This window comes from Ruegeria sp. HKCCD6426 (assembly GCF_057221115.1).
This window is the reverse complement of sequence record NZ_JBWVBF010000002.1, coordinates 100625-120053: the sequence shown is the minus strand read 5'-3', so window position 1 is coordinate 120053 and position 19429 is coordinate 100625. Positions and strand designations below refer to the sequence as shown.

Sequence of the window (19429 nt, the reverse complement as noted above, 5' to 3'; positions counted from 1 at the left end):
AGCTGATCCCTTGCCTCGCCGGCGCGATCCGGCGAGGTCTTTTGCAGAGCGTCAACATGTCCAGTCTGTTTTACATTTTCAAACGCCTTTTACTGATGATCCCGACCTTCTTTCTGGTCATGATCATCATCTTTCTTCTGGTTCGTCTGCTGCCGGGCGATCCGGCCATCGCGATGGCGGGCGACCGGGCTTCGGACGCTGACATTCAAGCGATCCGGGAACGTCTGGGCCTGACCGAGCCGGTTCTGGTGCAGTTCTGGCTGTTCCTAACCAATACCGTGCAGGGCGACCTGGGTCGATCGATCCTTATGCGAACGGACGTGATGGATGTGATTGCAGACCGTCTGCCCATCACAGTTTTTCTGACAGTCTATTCAGTAGTCCTGTCCTTGCTGATTGCGGGGCCGCTGGCCTTTGTTGCAGCGCTCAATCGCGGGCACTGGCCGGATACTGTGATCCGCACCGTTTTCCAGATCGGTTTGTCGATGCCAGTGTTTTATATCGGGCTGGTCTTGCTGACATTTCTGGCAGCGCAGCTGCGGTTGTTCCCGGTAGGCGGGTATGGCGACACATTCGGAGAGCGGTTGTATCACCTGTTTCTGCCCTCGGTCACCGTCGCGCTTTATACCTCGGCCATCATCATGCGGAACCTGCGCAGTGCGATTATCGAGGTTCTGGACGCTGAATATGTTCAGTTCGCCCGTGCCAAGGGCCTGCCGCCCCGATTGGTTCTGGGACGGCACGTTTTGCGCAACGCTCTGATTTCTACGGTCACGCTACTGGGCCTGTCCATTGGCAATCTAATGAGCGGTACACTGGTTACAGAAACCGTGTTTGCAGTGCCGGGCATGGGACGGTTGATGCTGGAAGCGATCTTTGCCCGCGACTATCCGCTGATACAGGGGCTGACACTGACCTTCGCGGTTCTGGTCTCGCTGGTCTTCCTGATGACAGACCTGTTCCAAAGCCGACTTGACCCGAGGATGCGCCTGCAATGAGTGATGTTCCCTTCAACGCCCAGGCTGAGCGGCCATCTTTCGTACAGATGGCTCTGCGCAAGCCGGGCTTCTTAGCTGGATTGCTGATCATCGGGTTTTCCGTGTTATTGGCGATCTTCCCCGGTGCCTTCGCGCCATATGATCCAAATGCAATCGACTATCTGGCGGTGCGCCAGCCGCCATCCTGGGCGCATCCGTTTGGCACCGATCTATTGGGACGGGATAGCCTGTCGCGCGTGATCTGGGCTTATCAGGTCAATATGCAGATGGCAATTTTTGGTACGGTTTTCGCGCTTGTGACCGGCATCGTGGTAGGGGCTTTGGTCGGGTATTATCGCGGGATTGCCGACCTGATTTTCGGCCGCATCGTCGATGCGGTGATCACCTTTCCCTTTCTGGTTCTTGTCATTGCGGTCGTCGCGGTGCTGGGGCCTGGCCTGGTCAACATGTATATCGCAATCGGGGTAGTCTATTGGGTCTACTATGCCCGCCTGATGCGGGCTGAGGTGATTGCGCAGATGGGCAATGACTATGCCGCGGCAGGAGTCGTAATGGGCTATTCCGACCGGCGTATCATCTTCCGGCATCTGCTACCTAATGCGATAACGCCAGTCATCGTCTACTGGATGACAGATATGGCGCTGGTGATCCTGTTAGGTTCGTCGTTGGGCTATCTCGGTCTGGGCGCGCAGCCTCCACAAGCCGAATGGGGTGTGCTGATTGCCGAGGGGCGCAACTTTATCTCGACCGCATGGTGGCTGAGTCTGATGCCCGGTATCGCCATCGTTCTGACAGGGCTTGGCTTTTCGCTGCTTGGCGACGGGCTGGCTGATTTGCTGAGGCCGAGAGGGTAAAAGGATGGCAAACAAAACTCCTATCCTCGAGGTCGATGGGCTGAACACCACGTTTCACCGTAATGGGCGCGCGCTGCCTGCCCTGCGAGATGTCAGTTTTAGCGTCGCGCGCGGCGAGGTTCTGGGACTGGTAGGCGAAAGCGGTTCCGGCAAAAGCGTGACATTGCGTTCGATCATCGGACTGACGCGACGGTATGGCGATGTCACCGGTCAGGTAAACTGGCAGGGACAGGATCTGGTGCAACTTTCGGATCGGGCGTTGCGGCAGGTTCAGGGCAGTGAAATCGCGATGATCTTTCAGGAACCCATGACGTCACTGAACCCGCTTCTGACAGTGGGTTTGCAGCTTGAAGAAACTCTGCGTGCCCATACCGATCTGTCCCGGGCCGCGCGACGGGATCGGGCTGTCGAGATGCTGGATCTGGTCGGAATACCCTCGGCTGCCGAACGGTTAAAGGATTACCCGCATCAGTTTTCGGGCGGTATGCGCCAGCGTGTGATGATTGCAATTGCACTTGCGGCAAATCCGAAATTGCTGCTGGCGGATGAACCGACCACTGCGCTGGACGTGACTATACAGGCGCAGATTCTTGATCTGATCCTGCGATTGGCACAGGACCTGGATATGGGCGTGGTTCTGGTTACCCATGATCTGGGCGTGGTCGCGCAGACCTGTGATACCGTCGCCGTAATGTATGCGGGCCGGATTGTCGAGCAGGGATCAGTTCGGGATGTACTGCGCGAACCGCGCCACCCCTACACTGTGGGCCTGATGCAGTCAGTCCCGGAAAACCTGGCGCCACGGACGCCGCTTTATTCCGTGCCGGGTGTTCCACCAAGCCTGAATGCGTTGCCGCCGGGATGCTCATTTGCACCACGATGTGCAGCCTGTGTCGAAGCCTGCCTGCAAGACCGGCCCGCTCTGACTTTGATTGCGAATGACAGACAGGTGGCCTGTTTCAACCCCGTGAAAAATGCCGAAGGAAATGCCGCATGACTGCCGTGATGCAAATCCGCGATCTTCACCTGCGGTTTCCCTTGGGGCGCGGGCTGGGTGACATCGTTTCGGGCCGACCGGGTCGCGAGGTCAAGGCGCTGAATGGCGTTGATTTGGATCTGATACAGGGCGAAACGCTAGGCGTCGTGGGTGAATCCGGATGCGGAAAGTCGACGCTTGCGCGCTGTATCGTGCGCCTCCACACGCCCAGTGACGGGAAGATCTGCTTCGAAGGTCAGGACATCTTTGACGACGCGGCCCGCGCTGATCGCAGTTATAACCGGCGTGTTCAGATGATGTTTCAGGACCCGTATTCATCGCTCAATCCCCGTATGACCACTGGCCAGATTCTGACCGAGGCGCTTAGCGTTCACAACATGCGTCCCGAAGCTGAGATCCCGGCACGGGTTGCCGAACTTCTCGAGCTTGTCCGCTTGCCTCAGGACGCGCAGGACAAGCTGCCCCATGAGTTTTCCGGCGGCCAGCGCCAGCGCATCGCGATTGCGCGTGCTCTGGCTGTCGAGCCGGTGGTATTGATCGCCGATGAGCTGGTCTCGGCGCTGGATGTCTCAGTGCAAGCTCAGGTGGTGAACCTGCTGCTGGACCTTCAACGAGATCTGGGGCTGACGGTCTTGTTTGTTGCCCATGATCTGCGTCTGGTTCGCCATGTTTCAAACCGCGTTGCCGTGATCTATCTGGGTCGGATCGTTGAAATAGGCGATAGCGAAACGCTGTTCTCGGCACCTGCGCATCCTTACAGTCAGGCGCTTTTGTCCGCCGCTCCTTCCCTGAATCCGGACGAGCGTGGTCAAATCACCCGATTAGAGGGCGAATTGCCATCGCCCCTGAACATGCCATCCGGCTGCCCGTTCCACGTTCGCTGCCCTTATGCCAACGCAATTTGCAAGACAGAAATCCCAACCCTGACGCCGTTCGAGGGCCGGGGCGAAGTTGCCTGCCACCATGTTGATGAGATTAACGCCGATGCTTGATGCCCCGGAAACCGACCGTCGCTCTGCGATTTCCGCGCTACGTAAAGAACTGGAAAAGCAGGATTTGGATGCATTCATCCTGCCACGCTACGATGCGCATCAGGCCGAATATGTTGCCCCGCACGACGAACGCCTGAAATATGTAACGGGCTTTACTGGGTCTGCCGGTATGGCGATCGTTACCCGCGAGACCGTAGCGCTGTTTGTAGATGGACGTTACGTGGTCCAGGCCGCGAACCAATGCACGGAGCCGGTATTCTCGCATCATCATCTATTCGATGAGCCGCCAGAAACCTGGTTGGCATCGGTCGCTCAGATCGATTGGAAGATCGGGTTTGATGCAATGCACCTGCCACCGGTTTGGTATGACCGATTTGCCAACGCATTAACAAAGCGCGACGTTCAACTGATTGCCGTCAGCACCAACCCCGTTGACGCTGTCTGGCCCGATCAACCGTTACCGCCCCAGGGCCAGATTGAACCCTTTCCATTGCAGTTTGCTGGCAAAAGCAGCGCGGACAAGATCTCGGACCTTAGGGCTGAAATGCGCGCTCTGGGAGCTGATTTTGTAATTGAGACACAACCCGACAACATCGCCTGGCTGCTCAATGTCCGTGGCTCGGATGTGGCTTTCAATCCTATCCCGCACTCTTTTCTTCTGGTCGAAAAAACGGGTTCTGTTTTTTGGTTTGTGTCGGACCAGAAAATTAATGCCGGCCTTAGAGATCATTTGCCACCGGAAGTACTGGTCCAACCCATCGACGCATTCTTACCATCGATTGGGGGTTATGTTCAGGCTGGGCAAGGTGTCATTTTCGATCCCGAATTCTCTCCGGCCGCAGTACGGCTTGCGTTGGAAGAAACGGGTGCGAAGAACCTGCCTGCCAGCAGCCTAATCACCTTGGCAAAAACAAAAAAGAACCATGTCGAGTTGGAGGGTATGCGCGCCTGCCATATTCAAGACGGCGTTGCCTGGACCGAATTCTGCGCCTGGCTTGCAACCGAAGTGCCTGCACGGGCCGCTCGGACCGATTGGGTCAGCGAGCATGAGGCGGAAGATAAAATTCTGTCGTTCCGTCGCACGCGACCTGGTTTCATCTATGAAAGCTTCCGCACGATTTCGGCTGCGGGTGAAAACGCGGCCATGTGCCATTATTCAACTCAGCAGGAGAGTAGCGCTTCGATCACTGCCAATGGCACCTACCTGCTAGATTCAGGCGGACAGTATGATACCGGCACGACGGACGCGACACGCAGCTTTGCCTTCGGATCGCGTTCGCCTGATGGGTATGATCGGGCTTACACTGCGGTCTTCAAAGCCTTTCATGCGATTGCGACGCTGCGTTTCCCGCCGGGTACGCAAGGCCACCACATCGACGCGATTTGTCGCCGCCCGTTGTGGGACCTCGGATTGGACTATGATCACGGTACCGGGCACGGCATTGGCCACCGGCTGTCTGTGCATGAGCACCCTCAACGCATCGGCAAGCCCCACAATCCAGTCGATTTGGTGGCGGGAATGGTTCTGTCCATCGAACCCGGCTTCTACCAGGCAGGTTCGTTCGGTATTCGAATTGAAAACCTATTTGAGATTGTTTTGGCTGAGGATGGGTTCCTTGAGTTCAGAAACCTGACTTGGATCCCAATACAAACCGACAAGTTATTGTCGGACGAACTGACTTTGGCGGAACGCAAATGGTTGAACACGTACCACGATGAGTTGCTAGACCGGGTCGGCCCATACCTGTCCGATAGTGCTTTGTCCTGGTTGCGTAGTGCCTGCGCGGCCAGTGACTAGTAGGTTAGACTAGGGGTTTGATGACGAGCGTCGTCAATTTCAGTTTCGGATGGACGGACACGCCTGTTTTGGCGGTTGGGCTCTTGATATTATTCAACCCGTTCTTCTGCGTAGTCAGTGGTAGGTAGCCACTGGCGCCGCTGTAGCCGATCTCGTTGGCCTAACTATGTTATAGATCCTATACAGACTCTAGTCGGGCTGAATAAATGCCTGAATTGGATTCAAGGGAAAAATCAATAGCAACAAAGAAAGGTTCAGGAGGGCGTATCAGAGAGATATTTGGTGGAGCCTAGGGGAGTCGAACCCCTGACCTCTTGCATGCCATGCAAGCGCTCTCCCAACTGAGCTAAGGCCCCATCTAAGTACCGCCGTGGCGGTGGCCGGACGTTTATGAGACAGCGCTGTCGAGTGCAAGACAAAAAATAGAAATCGGAGAAAAAGATTCCCGAACTAAGACGGGCAGGGTGAGGCGGCAAGAGCCGCCTCAGACCAGATCAGGAATCGTCTTCCGAGGGCATGTCCGTGATTTCGTCCAGCGATACGTCGTCGTTGTCGTCATCATCTTCCAGCAGGTCATCGTCCAGTTCAACATCGACATTATCGTCGTCTTCCAGAACAATATCACTATCCGAGGACGCTTCGCGCGCCTTAACCGAAGCAGCATCTTCCGCATCTGCGGCAATCATGCGGCTTTTACCGGTTTCCAGTTCCACGATCTCGCCGGTGTAGGGGCTGACGATCGGGTCTTTGTTCAGGTCATAAAAGCGTTTGCCAGTTGTCGGGCAAACACGCTTTACGCCCCATTCTTCCTTGGGCATATCAAATCCCCTTGATATCAGGTGAATCTCATCGATGATTCAGGTCACCTGCCACAAGCGGCAGGCTCTGTCAAAGCCTTTGCGCAAGGGAGAACGGCCCATGGGGCGACACGCATTGCCCGGACAGCCTCCGGTGCCGCTAACGTTGCGCAAATCTGCGCGGGCGCGACGGATTTCATTGCGAATTTCTCAGTTGGACGGGCGGGTTACGCTGACTTACCCTCAGGGCGTTGCCGAAACTGAAGCACTGAGTTTCGCGCAGCAGAAAGAGGGTTGGATTCGCCAGCACCTGCAAGACCGCCCAGAGGTGGCGACCGTACAGTTTGGCCAATCTATTCCCATAGAGGGCATCGAACGCCGAATCGTTCCCGCGCGGGGGCGCCGAGTTCAGTTGGGCGCAGACGAAATTGCCGTGCCTGAGGGTGCTGAGGCGCGAAGGCTGGCCCGTTTTCTAAAGGAACTGGCGCGGGATCGCCTGACCGGAGCGTGCGATGACTATGCCGCCATTCTAGGACGCCCATATACCAGCCTGACGATGCGCGATACGCGGTCGCGTTGGGGGTCGTGCAGTTCGGCAGGCGGCCTGATGTTTTCCTGGCGATTGATCCTGACCCCGCCCGAAGTGCTGCATTATGTGGCGGCGCATGAAGTGGCGCATTTGGCCGAGATGAACCATTCACCCGCCTTTTGGGCCCAGGTCGAGCGGATATTTGGGCCTTATAAAGTGCCAAGGCGCTGGTTGCGGGATCATGGTGCCGAATTGCATCGGTTTCGCTTCGAAGCCGGGGTGAGTTGACCTCAGAATTTTTTGTGATCACAAGGGAGTATGTTGACGACACGCCCTGCCGACTCGCAAACCGCAACTCATGATCGTGTGTACCGGGCTTTACGGTCCCGGATCATGCACGGTGAGATTGCTCCGGGGCAGGCGTTGACCCTGCGTGGAATTGGCAAGGAGTTTGGTGTCTCCATGACGCCCGCGCGCGAGACCGTGCGCCGCCTCGCTGCCGAAGGTGCGTTGTTTCTGTCCACGTCAGGCCGCGTCTCGACGCCTGAACTGACCAATGACCGCATAGAGGAACTGGCTGCTTTACGCGCCTTGCTTGAGGTCGAGTTGGCCAGCCGGGCGCTGCCTCGCGCGCATATGGCGCTGATCGACCGGTTGCAGAGCATCAACATGACTGTCGCCGAAATGGTCACCAAACGCGACGCCGTCGGGTATATTCGGACCAATCTGGAGTTTCATCGTACGCTTTACCTGCGGGCGCAGGCCCCCGCGATGCTGGCCATGGCCGAAACCGTCTGGTTGCAACTGGGACCAACAATGCGTGCGCTTTACGGCCGGTTGCGGCGGACGGAACCGCCCCATTATCACAAGCTGATCATTGCGGCGCTCAAGGCTGGGGATGAGCCGGGGCTGCGTCTGGCAGTTCGTTCGGATGTGACGCAGGGTCTGCGACTGTTGGTGAGCTGAGCGGCTTATTGCCGACCGCTTCGGAACTTGTGCGTGGCCCGCTGTCTTTCTGGTCTGGGTGACAAGGCTGCGCTATTCTGGGGCAAATCACATAACAAGAGCAGATTTCAGACATGATCAATCGACGGACCTTTTCTATCGGACTTGGGTCGACGTTGCTGGCCGCCTGTTCAGGCGGCGGCGCACCGACCAGAGCACCCGCTTCGCGTATGCAGGCAGTGCCAAATGCAGGATGGGATGCTTGGGTTGCTGGTTTCAAAGGGCGCGCCGCGTCACAGGGCATTTCCCAAGCAACTATCAACCGCGCTTTTCAGGGTGCGGGTTATCTTCCTGACGTAATCGAACGCGACCGTAATCAGGTCGAATTCAAACGTTCGCTTGAAGATTATCTGGCCATTGCGGCTTCGGACGAGCGGATCAGTACCGGCAAACAGATGCTGGTTCGGCACGCGGGAACCCTGTCGCAGATCGAAGCGCAATATGGGGTCGACAAAGAAGTCATCGTTGCCGTTTGGGGTTTGGAAAGCAGGTATGGTGCGCGGCGCGGCGACGTGCCGGTGGTATCGGCCCTGTCGACGCTGGCATATGACGGGCGGCGCGGGCAATTCTTCGAAAGCCAGTTGATCGCGGCGATGAAGATCCTGCAGAACGGCGACACCACTCCCGCCAACATGACCGGCAGTTGGGCCGGTGCCATGGGGCATACGCAGTTCATTCCAACATCCTATCTGGCTTACGCGGTGGATTTCACCGGGGACGGGCGGCGCGATATCTGGTCCGAGGACCCGACAGACTCATTGGCTTCAACGGCGGCCTATCTGTCGCGTTCGGGCTGGGTGCGTGGGCAACCTTGGGGAGGAGAAGCCGGGTCAGTGTCTGGCTCGCCCGTGGCGGTGCTGCAACCACAGACACCCGGGCCGCGGATCGCTGTATTCCGCAATTTTCAGGTGATCAAGCGTTACAACAACTCAGACAGCTACGCGATTGGCGTAGGCCACTTGTCTGACCGGATTGCGGGCGGTGCACCGTTTCAGGCCTCGTTCGGGCCGGATGCGACTGGTCTGACGCTGGAGGACCGGAAAGAATTACAGCGACGCCTGACTTCGGCTGGCTATGACACGCAGGGTGCGGACGGAGTTGTTGGCGGTAAGACGACAGCTGCTATCTCTGATTACCAGCGAGCCAACGGGCTGGCCCAGACCGGCGAGCCCTCGGTTGCTCTCTTGCGCCAATTGGGCGGCTGACGGGCTACGCAGCCAGTCCTTTTGATCCGATATCCAGGAACTTCTGACGGCGGTCTTTTATCAAGGCCGCCGAGTCTTTGCCTTCCAGCTCTTTGAGCATTGTGGCGATGGCCTCACGCACCGATTCCACCGTGGCCGAGCGGTCACGGTGTGCACCGCCTTTGGGCTCAGTGATGATGTGATCGCAGACACCCAACTTGTGCAGATCCTGCGCCGTCAGACGCAGTGCCTCGGCAGCTTCCCGCATCTTCTCGGCATCCTTCCACAGGATCGAGGCGCAGCCTTCGGGAGAAATCACCGAATAGACCGAGTGTTCCAGCATCGCGACACGATTCGCCGTTGCAAATGCCACGGCACCACCAGATCCGCCTTCACCGATGATAACCGAAACCAGAGGTACGCCGATCTTCAGGCACATCTCGGTGGACCGGGCGATAGCTTCGGACTGTCCGCGTTCTTCTGCGCCTTTACCAGGGTAAGCCCCTGCTGTGTCGATCAGAGTGATGACCGGCAGCCCAAATCGTCCTGCCATCTCCATCAGACGAACGGCCTTACGGTAGCCCTCGGGTCGGGCCATACCAAAGTTCCGCTCTATCCGCGATTTCGTGTCCGCACCCTTTTCGTGTCCAATCACCATCACTGGCTGATCGTCGAACCGTGCCAGACCACCAATCACCGCCAGATCGTCGGCGAAGTTGCGATCCCCTGCTAGAGGGGTGAACTCGGTGAACAGGGACCCGACATAGTCGTTGCAATGTGGTCTCTCGGGGTGGCGCGCTACCTGACATTTCCGCCAGGGGGTAAGGTCAGCGTATAACTCGTCCAGCAGCTTGGCGGCCTTGGTATCCAGTGCTGCGGCTTCTTCGGCCACGTCCATCTCTTCATTGGCGCGGGCCAGCGCGCGCAGTTCCTCGGCCTTGCCTTCGATTTCGGCCAGTGGTTTTTCGAAATCCAGATACTGAGTCATGACGCCTCTCAACGCGGAAGTTCTCCGCTATATGAACTTGCCGCCAAAAGATTGCAACACACGGCGGGGGTGAACCCCAATGCAAGACTCTCACCTGGATTTGTTACTTTACCGGAACATAGCTTGACGGCAGGCCATCAGTATCTGCGCTCACCAAAAGTGAATTCAGCAAGATTTGTGGGCAGAAACTATGCAACCTCGTAGGAGCAAAGAGAGGGAAGGGGCCGATGGTAACAAGCTATGAAGACCGCGTTTTGCGTGTGTTGGCCTATATTTACGACAACCCGGACGGGGACTTGTCATTGGATGCCTTGTCTGACGTTGCCGCTATGTCGCGTTTTCACTGGCACCGCGTCTTTCGTGCGATAACAGGTGAAACCTGTGCGCAAGCCGTGCGTCGGATCAGAATGCACCGCGCGGCCTTTCAACTGGTGACGTCCAGTAAGTCAGTCGAAAAGATCGCGGCCGAAATTGGCTATCCCAACCTGAAGTCCTTTGCGCGGACCTTTTCCGAGGTTCACGGCAGAAGCCCCTTGGCTTTTCGTAAAGCAGGGCTGTTTCTGCCAGGCAAACCGCAATTCAGAACCGGAGAATATCCCATGCATCCTATTACCACCCGCACAGAACCTGCCCGTCGCGTCGTTGCACTGCGGCACACGGGAAATTATTCCGAGATCGGTAAAAGCTTTGAAGCCTTCGGCGCAATGTGCGAGGCCCGTAAGCTTTGGTCTCAGCTTGGGCCTGTCATTGGATTGTATCTCGACAGTCCCGAGGATGTGCCTGAAGACCAACTGCGTTGTTACGCTGGCGCCGAGTTCCGCGGAGACTCGACACCCGAGGGTATGGAGAACCTGCAAATTTCCGGCGGCAAGACCGCCGTATTGACCTACAAAGGCCCATATTCAGGCATTCAAGCCGCCTATCAGTCCCTGTTTGGCAACTGGCTGCCCAAGTCAGGCGAAGAACCGGCAGATCAGCCCTGTTACGAAGTCTACCTGAACGACCCGCGTGACACAGCGCCCGAGGAGCTGCTGACCGAGATTTGTCTTCCTTTGAAATAGTTCAATTTGGCCATAGGACGGGATAAAGCGAGGCGATCAGAAGTCCGGCCATCGTCCAGTTGAATACCAGCAATCGGCGCGGGTTGGTGAGTATCCGCGCCATCTGCTGTCCCAATATCGTCCAGGTGCTTACCGATGGCAGGTTGATCGCGCCAAATACCAGCGCAACTATAATGATCGCGTTCAGTGTCTGGTCGGGCGCATAGGCACTGATTGCAGTCAGCGCCATTGCCCAGGCTTTGGGATTGACCCACTGAAAGGCGGCTGCCTGCAGGAACGTCATCGGAGTTCCCGTTGCATCTGCCCCTTTCGCCGGCGCGGCATGAGCAATCTTCCAGGCAAGAAACAAGAGATAGGCTACGGACGTCACCTTAAGCGCCGCGTAGCTTGACGGATACCTGTCAAACACCTGAATCAGCCCTACACCGACAAGCAGGACCATGAAGGTAAAGCCCAGCCCGATCCCCAGCATATGGGGGATGGTTCGGCGAAATCCGAAATTGGCGCCCGACGCCATCAGCATCAGGTTGTTCGGCCCCGGCGTTATCGATGAGACAAGGGCAAAGGCGATCAGGGCCAGAAGGATGTCGTAGGTCATGGGGGGATAATCCCCGATCATCAAGGAAATGAAATTGTGAATGTTTGTAGAAACAGATAAAAAGCGCAATTAATGGCGAAGTATGATGAAAAAAGCCGTCAAATATTGCGTGAGTTGTCTCGTGATGGACGCATCAGTAATCTGGATCTAGCGGATCGGGTTGGCCTGTCACCATCGGCCTGCTTGCGTCGCGTGCAGGACTTGGAACGTTCAGGGGTGATTTCGGGCTATCGCGCTGTTTTGAACCCAGCTGCAATGGGCGTCGGATTCGTGGCTTACATCGGCGTAAGCCTGGGAGAGCATACCAAATCCGCGCAAGAGGGGTTCGAGAGGGCATTGCAGCATGCCCCGGAAGTGGTCGAGTGTCACAACATTACCGGGCGGTTCGAATACCTCCTACGGGTGGAATGCGCCGATCTGCCGTCCTACAAAACCTTTCATACAGAAGTGCTGGGTACCTTGCCGCACGTCATCTCGATAACGTCCTATGTTGTGATTGGATCGCCCAAGGATATGCGGGCCTGACGTCCGAAATGTGAACTTTAACCACCTTGCAGGGCCGAATTCCGTTGCCTAGTGTAGCCCCATAATAGCGTCATCTGGAAATGGCGCTCGCCCAGGGAGACGACCATGAGATTCCTTCTAGCGATAGCGTTGGCTGCGACCTTGTTGGCTGAGGCAGGAGCGGCGGATGCCGAGCCGCTGAAGCTGACGCCGTCTAGCCCGCAGCCTTCTAACCCCAAAGCGGGCCTGAATGTTAAGTATGTATGGGGCGGCCCTCCACCGGCTGGAATTCAAAGCGTGACGGCTGCGAAATCGCTCCTCAAGGATGGCGCTGAACCGGGAAAGCCACTTAGAGGGTTGGACTATCGTGATACCAACAAAGGCGATCCGGTTATGACTCATCCGGAACATTACAATGTGGCTGCGGATATCACTGGCTATATCAGGTTTGACTCTCCAGGTATTTATGAACTTGAGACTTGGTCAAACGACGGTATTGAAGCGCATATTGGGGGCCAACTCGTCGGTGGTTATCGGTTCCGCCAGGCTTGCACGGCCAATCAGCGTGTCGAAGTTGAGGTGCCCCAGGCCGGCTGGTATGATCTGAGTATCATTTATTTCCAAAAGTACAGTACCGCCTGCCTGATGATGAAGTGGGGTAAGCCAGGTGAGAAGCTAAAATGGGTCCCAAACAACGTCTTTGGACGTTGACTGACTATCAAGATGGAAAAAGGCGCTCATCTGAGCGCCTTTTTTTTGTTCTAGCTGCCAGACGCGATCAGTTCGGCTTGGGCAACGATCACTTCTGCCTGCTTGATCGATGCGATATCGACCAGTCGACCTTTGTAAACAGTCGCCCCCTCGCCATTGGCCTTGGCCTGTTCCATGGCGGCCAGAATCTCGCGTGCTTCGGAGACTGCTTCGTCTGACGGGGTGAAGACCTGATTGGCCAGCGCAATCTGTTTCGGATGAATGGCCCATTTCCCAACCATGCCCAGTGTGGCCGAGCGCTTGGCCTGAGCGATATACCCCTCATCATCCGAGAAATCACCAAAGGGACCATCCACCGGCAACACGCCATGTGTGCGACAGGCGGCGACAATGGCAGCCTGGGCCCAGTGCCATGGGTCGGACCAGTGCTTTTCGCCCTCGCGCAGCATGTAGTAGTTTTCCTGCGTTCCGCCGATTCCTGTTGTCTGCATCCCCATTGATGCGGCGAAATCTGCAGCACCCAGGCTCATCGCTTGCATGCGCGGAGAAGAGGCCGCTATTTCCTCGACATGGGCAATACCCGCGGCAGATTCGATGATGACCTCGAATGAAATCGGCTTTGCGCGGCCCTTGGCGCGCTCAATAGCGGTTACCAGAGCATCGACAGCATAGACATCCTCGGCGCAGCCCACTTTGGGGATCATAATTTGGTCCAGCCGGTCGCCCGCCTGTTCCAGCAGATCCACCACATCACGATACCAGTAGGGTGTATCCAGCCCGTTGATGCGCACGGACATGTATTTGCTGCCCCAGTCGATGGTGTTCAGCGCTTCGATCACATTGGCGCGGGCCGTGTCCTTATCAGACGGCGCAACTGAATCTTCGAGATCGAGGTTGATCACATCCGCCGCCGAGGCCGCCATTTTGGGGAATAGCTTGGTATTCGAACCCGGGCCAAAGAGTTGGCAGCGATTGGGCCGAGCTGGTGCGGCGGGTTGGATGCGAAAGCTCATTTAGACCTCGTGAAAGAAAGGAAATTACATTTTTCGTCGCTTATTGGGTATTAAATTGCGCGTCCGCGCGCAAGCTTCTTTGTGCACCTGCGGCAATGCTTGCGCAGCATCTGTCGAAAAGCTGCGATGCACAGCTGTTCGCCCCCTATTTGCCAGGTAGTTGCCGGACAATATTCGACGAAACTGCAAAATCATGCAAATTTATTTCAACGATAGGCGCCAAGTACGGCAAAAACGAGAAACCCTCGTGATGCAAAGTCTCTAGCTTTGGGCGGAATCACAGGAGTGAAGCGCGATGATCGAAACACCTTATCTGCTATTTCTGGGCGATGCGCCCGACCAGCTGGCCGCCAAGGTTGCGGTCGGGATCAAGGACTGGCGCCCGGAGAATGCCGTCGGCCAGTATCGCATGGATGGCTGCAAGGCGGATTTGGGCCTGAAAGACATGGATCTGGTCGAAGCCCGTGAGGCAGGGGCCAAAACCCTTGTTATCGGCGTTGCCAATCGCGGTGGTGTTATCAGCCAGGAATGGAAAAAAGTTCTGGTGACTGCGTTGGAAGAAGGCTTCGATTTGGCCTCGGGTCTGCACAATCTGTTGCAGGACGAGGCTGACCTGGTCGCAGTGGCCGAAGCGACCGGACGCAAGCTGCATGACGTGCGTATCCCCGAGGTCGACTATCCGATCGCGAACGGTATCAAGCGAACCGGCAAACGGTGCCTTGCTGTCGGTACTGACTGCTCGGTCGGCAAGATGTACACCGCGCTGGCGATGGATGCCGAGATGCGCGATCGGGGTATGAAGGCGACTTTTCGCGCCACGGGTCAGACCGGCATCCTGATTACAGGCGACGGCGTACCACTGGACGCTGTGATTGCGGACTTCATGGCAGGCGCTGTCGAGTGGCTGACACCTGACAATGATGAAGACCACTGGGACTTGATCGAAGGGCAGGGGTCTCTGTTCCACGTGTCCTATTCCGGCGTGACCATGGCCCTGATCCACGGTGGCCAGCCTGATGCGTTGATCCTGTGCCACGAACCGACCCGAGCGCATATGCGCGGCCTGCCGACTTACCAGCTGCCGTCGCTGGAAGCATTGCGGGACACTGCTCTGCAAATGGCGCGGGTTGCAAACCCTGATTGCCAGGTGGTCGGAATTTCCGTCAACACTCAACACATGGATGAGGCAGATGCCAGCGCCTATCTGTCTGCTCTGGAGGCTGAGATGGGTTTGCCCGCGACCGACCCGTTCCGGTTTGGATCGGGCAAACTGGTCGACGCGCTTGCTGCGTTTTGATTTAAAAGGCGCGTCGGTGGCGGGGTATGCCGCCACCGGCGAGAATTTTTGCGGAATAGTGAAGGAGTGGGCGCGTGCGGATTGAAGTCTCTCGTGATGTGTTTCGGTTGGCGCAGGTGTTCACGATCTCGCGCGGCTCGCGCACCGAAGCGAAAGTGCTGACGGTTCGGGTATCGGATGGCACGCATCAGGGGTGGGGTGAATGCGTACCCTATGCGCGATACGATGAAACGCTGGATTCGGTTGAAGCCGAGATTGTCGGGTTACCCGAAGATTTCTCCCGTGATCAACTGACAGAACTATTGCCTGCGGGGGCCGCCCGCAATGCGGTGGATTGTGCCCTGTGGGACCTTGACGCCAAACGCGCAGGTAAACGGGTTTGGGAACTCGCCGGGCTGCCTGCCCCGGGACCTGAAATAACGGCCTATACCTTGTCGTTGGATACGCCCGAAGCCATGCAGGCGCAGGCGGCAGAACATGCACACAGGCCGTTGCTGAAAATCAAGCTTGGCACACCGGATGACATGCCGCGACTTGAAGCTGTCCGTAAGGGTGCACCGAAGGCAAAGATCATCGTAGACGCCAACGAAGGCTGGTCCGCTGAGGTTTATGCCGATCTCGCCCCGCATCTGGTGCGTCTTGGCGTGGCATTGGTGGAACAACCCTTGCCCGCCGGGGATGATGACGCATTGATCGGGATGGATCGCCCGGTCCCGGTTTGTGCGGATGAATCCTGCCATGACCGTGCGAGCTTGCCTGCTTTGAAAGGCAAGTATGACGTGGTCAACATCAAGCTGGATAAAACGGGGGGGCTGACCGAAGCCTTGAAGCTGCGCAAAGCGGCTCTGGCCGAAGGATACGACATCATGGTCGGATGCATGGTTGGAAGCTCTCTTGCTATGGCACCGGCAACACTATTGGCACAGGGTGCGATGGTAACTGACCTTGACGGCCCGCTGCTTCTGGCAGAAGACCGCGACGCACCGCTTGTTTTTGACAGCGCCGGAGTATACCCGCCGAAAGCGGCGCTCTGGGGGTGACGAACACCTGGAAGACGATCCGGGGGATCGTTTTCACTGAGGATCGGGCGAAGCCCGGAGACGAAAAGGAAGTATCATGACTCGTACCGTTTACGTGAATGGCGAATACCTGCCCGAGACCGAAGCCACGGTTTCGATTTTTGACCGCGGATTTCTGATGGCGGACGCTGTTTACGAGGTCACCAGCGTTTTGGGCGGCAAGCTGATCGACTTCGACGGTCATGCGGTGCGCCTGAAACGGTCGCTGGACGAGCTGGACATGGCAGCGCCTTGCAGCAAGGACGACCTTTTGCAGATCCATCGAAAGCTGGTCGATTTGAACGGGATAGACGAAGGTCTGATTTATCTGCAGGTCACGCGCGGCAGCGATGGTGACCGGGATTTTGTCTTCCCGTCGGACGACACAAAGCCGACACTTGTTCTGTTTACTCAAAACAAGCCGGGTCTTGCGGATAGCCCTGCGGCAAAGAAGGGCATCAGCGTCATTTCGATTGAGGACGTGCGCTGGGGCCGTCGGGACATCAAGACAACGCAGCTTTTGTATCCGTCGCTGGGCAAGATGATGGCCAAGAAGGCCGGGGCCGACGATGCCTGGATGATCGAGGACGGTTACGTCACCGAGGGCACGTCCAACAACGCTTATTTCGTCAAGAACGGCAAGATCGTGACCCGACCGCTGTCGAATGAGATCCTGCACGGCATCACCCGCAAGGCCGTACTGCGCATGGCAGCCGAGGCCCAGATGATCGTCGAAGAACGGCTATTCACCATCGACGAAGCGAAAGAGGCAGATGAGGCATTTGTCACTTCAGCCTCGACCTTTGTGATGCCGGTGGTGGCAATTGATGACGCGCAACTTGGTGCAGGCACTCCGGGGCCAATCGCAAAACGGTTGCGCGAGATCTATCTGGAAGAAAGCCTCAAGGCTGCGATCTAGAGTCAGGATTCGTTTTTGAGCCTAGGCAGTAGGTGGCGGAAGCGGCGTTTTTCGTAGCTGCGGCCGCCTTTCTCACCATCGGTGGCTGGCATCTCCATGCGAGCTTGCGAAAGGCCGTCACTGTGATGCCTCCCGGTTCTTTGCCCCGATCCTTGTGTGCTGCGCTTCATGGCCATGAGCTAACTAAAGTTTCAGCCATGAAATCCGCAAAAACATCCGAACCGCCCTGACCCCAGTGGCCGTCATTGGGAAGCCAGAGCTGCTTGAGCTGTTTTCGGGGAATGTCGGTAAAAGGCTCGCCCCCGTCGACGAACTCTGCTCCGATGTATTCGGCAAATTCGCGTGCGTTCTCCCTCCGGCACAGGTCAACATTGATCGCCCCATCGATCAGCCCGTCACGGCTCCAGATATAGACAACAAGGATCGGAAGGTCGCGGTCTTGTGCATAGGTCTTGATAGTGTTGAATAGTGCGATCCTGTCCGGGTCGCTTTCTCCCACGCAGCCGGTGTGTTCTGTCCAGTTCTCGCCAGCCCGCACCCTACGGAACTGATGGACTACCGGCTTGAGAAGTGACTTGAGCCGTTCGAACACGATAAAGCGCCAAGCTGGTTGAGACAGCTGTTTGCCACGAAGCACCGCGTCAAACTCCTCAGAAGACACGATCCATGATGTATTTGGACCTGCGCCATCCAGTGTCAGTTTTGCTTCTTCGAGGCTTTTAGGGCGGTCGTCCAGTTTCCATCCAGAGACATGCATGGCAGCGCGGCGTTTCTGACCTCGGAAGTCGGCATACCGAAATGGGCGGCCTAGATCCCAGGTCCAGACTGCGAAGATCAGACCATCAATCTCATATGGATCTTGTTGCAATATTCCGTCGATAATGCTTGCCCAGTTCCCAAGGCCCCAACCGTCACCTGAATGGTTCAATAGGGCGACATCTTCTCCCCGCGCCCTCAGCAGGTCCTCGGTCCTGTCAGGCCAATTATGCGAAAGAAAGTTACCCGCCGTGAATGAATCGCCCAAAACTGCATAGACGCGCTGGTCCGGCGATACTCGTTCAGCAGAGAAATCGTCACGGTCAGGGAAACCCTGAGCGTTCCCCTCAAGCGTGCCTACATAATTCGAAACGCCGAAATTGATCCGGGTGAACCGCGACGGTGTCTCCGTCAGTTTGTATCCCATGACCGGATCAAATTGGACAGTTTTGCCTGCGTCTTCCGCCACCCATGCCGTTTGCCCGGTTGTGAGATATACATATGTTGAGACGGCAATTTCACAGATGCCATAGAGCCCCGCCACAACAAGAAAATTGATCAAAAAAATCCTTAATACCGTCATATAACTCGTCTCCACGTCACAATTTTCACCGGTGCCAGTCTGGTAATTTCTGTCAATGCGGCATCTGGAAATGGTGTTTGCCAACAAAGTCAGATTAGCTAATGCGCGAATTCTGGCAACTTGATTTCTGCATAAGTGGAGCAGGTGCAAAGCTTGGCGATCCGTTACAGGCGGCGCCTGTGCCCTTTTTTTGCATCGCAGACGGTCGCCGTTGCGTTCGCTTCGATCGTCATTGCGTGGATTGTTGTGACACTTGGGAGAGTAAGGTTCCAAATGCGCCGCGAGCGCATAACTCGCCTCGAGTTGGTCAGATGTCATGCAACTCGGTTTTCGACCGATGAATTATGCCGCAATACTGAAACCAATGGGTCCTGAGACCAAAGCCCGTCGCTTTGACGGGCCTTTTGCTTGCGCGGATGGTCAGTCCTTTTTGCCAACGTTCTCTTCGAATGCGACCTTGAAAGCGGCCTGTTTCTCAGGGCTAGCCTCGGTTTGATAATTGGCTTTCCACTCATCCATGGTCATGCCGTAAAAAATCTGACGGGCTTCATCCTTACCCATCTCGATCCCCTTTTCGTTGGCCGCCTCCTGGTACCAGCGCGACAGGCAGTTTCGACAGAAACCGGCAAGGTTCATCATGTCGATGTTCTGCACGTCGGTGCGGTCTTCCATCAGGTGTTTTTGCAAACGGCGGAAGGCTGCGGCCTGAAGTTCGATTTCGGTTTGCTGGTCCATTGTAGGGCTCCGAATGATTGTCTTGCGTTCTGATCCCGACCTAACAACCCAT

The 19429-nt window shown here is 56.6% G+C and carries 20 protein-coding genes and 1 tRNA gene; 14 read left to right on the top strand and 7 right to left on the bottom strand.

The features are described 5' to 3' along the window. Positions 1–56 precede the first annotated feature (56 nt). The 5 genes from AC2TDA_RS05260 to AC2TDA_RS05240 are packed head-to-tail and all read left to right on the top strand — an operon-like array spanning position 57 to position 5639. The gene (locus tag AC2TDA_RS05260; RefSeq protein ID WP_480849966.1) at positions 57–998 is read left to right on the top strand and encodes an ABC transporter permease; all 942 of its coding nucleotides are present in this window, start codon (positions 57–59) and stop codon (positions 996–998) included. Continuing rightward, on the top strand, positions 995–1852 hold the full coding sequence (locus AC2TDA_RS05255; protein WP_480880744.1) for an ABC transporter permease: 858 nt from the start codon (positions 995–997) through the stop codon (positions 1850–1852). Before AC2TDA_RS05260 ends, AC2TDA_RS05255 begins: the two co-directional genes overlap by 4 nt. Before the next feature lie 4 nt (positions 1853–1856). Further along, positions 1857–2849 (top strand): ABC transporter ATP-binding protein, encoded by a 993-nt coding sequence (locus AC2TDA_RS05250; RefSeq protein ID WP_480880746.1) that lies wholly within the window; start codon positions 1857–1859, stop codon positions 2847–2849. Continuing rightward, complete coding sequence (locus tag AC2TDA_RS05245) at positions 2846–3841, top strand: ABC transporter ATP-binding protein (protein WP_480880747.1); 996 nt, start codon at positions 2846–2848, stop codon at positions 3839–3841. The genes AC2TDA_RS05250 and AC2TDA_RS05245 overlap by 4 nt, the downstream gene beginning before the upstream one ends. Further along, positions 3834–5639, top strand: coding sequence for an aminopeptidase P family protein (locus AC2TDA_RS05240; protein ID WP_480880749.1), 1806 nt, complete (start codon positions 3834–3836; stop codon positions 5637–5639). The genes AC2TDA_RS05245 and AC2TDA_RS05240 overlap by 8 nt, the downstream gene beginning before the upstream one ends. A 280-nt stretch (positions 5640–5919) precedes the next feature. Here AC2TDA_RS05240 and AC2TDA_RS05235 read toward each other — a convergent pair. Beyond that, a tRNA-Ala gene (locus AC2TDA_RS05235) sits at positions 5920–5995 on the bottom strand. Positions 5996–6133: 138 nt separating this feature from the next. Next, entirely contained in the window at positions 6134–6457 is a 324-nt protein-coding gene (locus tag AC2TDA_RS05230; protein ID WP_480849976.1) for a TIGR02300 family protein, read from the bottom strand. Positions 6458–6557: 100 nt separating this feature from the next. Here AC2TDA_RS05230 and AC2TDA_RS05225 point away from each other — a divergent pair, with 100 nt between their 5' ends. The 3 genes from AC2TDA_RS05225 (at position 6558) to AC2TDA_RS05215 (ending at position 9175) form a co-directional block, all read left to right on the top strand. Then, positions 6558–7253, top strand: coding sequence for a M48 family metallopeptidase (locus AC2TDA_RS05225; RefSeq protein WP_480880751.1), 696 nt, complete (start codon positions 6558–6560; stop codon positions 7251–7253). Positions 7254–7283: 30 nt separating this feature from the next. After that, positions 7284–7931: a GntR family transcriptional regulator gene (locus tag AC2TDA_RS05220; RefSeq protein WP_480849980.1), complete on the top strand. Its 648-nt coding sequence runs from the start codon at positions 7284–7286 to the stop codon at positions 7929–7931. Positions 7932–8044: 113 nt separating this feature from the next. Continuing rightward, positions 8045–9175 carry a lytic murein transglycosylase gene (locus AC2TDA_RS05215; protein ID WP_480849982.1) on the top strand — a complete coding sequence of 377 codons (1131 nt, stop codon included), beginning with the start codon at positions 8045–8047 and terminating at the stop codon, positions 9173–9175. A 4-nt stretch (positions 9176–9179) separates the two neighbouring features. On the opposite strand, the gene AC2TDA_RS05210 is transcribed toward AC2TDA_RS05215, so the two are convergent. After that, positions 9180–10142, bottom strand: coding sequence for an acetyl-CoA carboxylase carboxyltransferase subunit alpha (locus tag AC2TDA_RS05210; RefSeq protein ID WP_480849984.1), 963 nt, complete (start codon positions 10140–10142; stop codon positions 9180–9182). A gap of 227 nt (positions 10143–10369) precedes the next feature. On the opposite strand from AC2TDA_RS05210, the gene AC2TDA_RS05205 reads away from it, so the two are divergent. Next, positions 10370–11203: an AraC family transcriptional regulator gene (locus tag AC2TDA_RS05205; protein WP_480880752.1), complete on the top strand. Its 834-nt coding sequence runs from the start codon at positions 10370–10372 to the stop codon at positions 11201–11203. A 1-nt stretch (position 11204) separates the two neighbouring features. On the opposite strand, the gene AC2TDA_RS05200 is transcribed toward AC2TDA_RS05205, so the two are convergent. After that, positions 11205–11801, bottom strand: a complete 597-nt coding sequence (locus tag AC2TDA_RS05200) for a LysE family translocator (protein WP_480849985.1) — start codon at positions 11799–11801, stop codon at positions 11205–11207. A 72-nt stretch (positions 11802–11873) separates the two neighbouring features. Here AC2TDA_RS05200 and AC2TDA_RS05195 point away from each other — a divergent pair, with 72 nt between their 5' ends. Then, positions 11874–12326: an Lrp/AsnC family transcriptional regulator gene (locus AC2TDA_RS05195; protein ID WP_480880754.1), complete on the top strand. Its 453-nt coding sequence runs from the start codon at positions 11874–11876 to the stop codon at positions 12324–12326. A 105-nt stretch (positions 12327–12431) separates the two neighbouring features. Further along, a complete protein-coding gene (locus AC2TDA_RS05190; protein WP_480880756.1) occupies positions 12432–13016 on the top strand; it encodes a PA14 domain-containing protein in 585 nt (194 codons plus the stop codon). A 50-nt stretch (positions 13017–13066) separates the two neighbouring features. On the opposite strand, the gene AC2TDA_RS05185 is transcribed toward AC2TDA_RS05190, so the two are convergent. Further along, positions 13067–14029 (bottom strand): L-malyl-CoA/beta-methylmalyl-CoA lyase, encoded by a 963-nt coding sequence (locus AC2TDA_RS05185; RefSeq protein ID WP_480880757.1) that lies wholly within the window; start codon positions 14027–14029, stop codon positions 13067–13069. Between the two features lie 295 nt (positions 14030–14324). Between AC2TDA_RS05185 and dgcN the strand changes: the two genes are divergently transcribed. The 3 genes from dgcN to AC2TDA_RS05170 all read left to right on the top strand — a co-directional run bounded on the left by dgcN (position 14325) and on the right by AC2TDA_RS05170 (position 17303). Continuing rightward, positions 14325–15326: an N-acetyltransferase DgcN gene (gene dgcN, locus AC2TDA_RS05180; RefSeq protein WP_480880759.1), complete on the top strand. Its 1002-nt coding sequence runs from the start codon at positions 14325–14327 to the stop codon at positions 15324–15326. Positions 15327–15400: 74 nt separating this feature from the next. Beyond that, positions 15401–16366 carry an N-acetyl-D-Glu racemase DgcA gene (dgcA, locus tag AC2TDA_RS05175; protein WP_480880760.1) on the top strand — a complete coding sequence of 322 codons (966 nt, stop codon included), beginning with the start codon at positions 15401–15403 and terminating at the stop codon, positions 16364–16366. Between the two features lie 76 nt (positions 16367–16442). Beyond that, on the top strand, positions 16443–17303 hold the full coding sequence (locus AC2TDA_RS05170) for a D-amino-acid transaminase (RefSeq protein WP_480880762.1): 861 nt from the start codon (positions 16443–16445) through the stop codon (positions 17301–17303). Positions 17304–17469: 166 nt separating this feature from the next. Here the strand turns inward: AC2TDA_RS05170 and AC2TDA_RS05165 are convergent, their stop codons facing one another. Beyond that, positions 17470–18642, bottom strand: coding sequence for an SGNH/GDSL hydrolase family protein (locus tag AC2TDA_RS05165; protein ID WP_480896848.1), 1173 nt, complete (start codon positions 18640–18642; stop codon positions 17470–17472). Between the two features lie 420 nt (positions 18643–19062). Next, complete coding sequence (locus tag AC2TDA_RS05160; RefSeq protein ID WP_480850001.1) at positions 19063–19377, bottom strand: DUF1244 domain-containing protein; 315 nt, start codon at positions 19375–19377, stop codon at positions 19063–19065. Positions 19378–19429 lie beyond the last annotated feature (52 nt).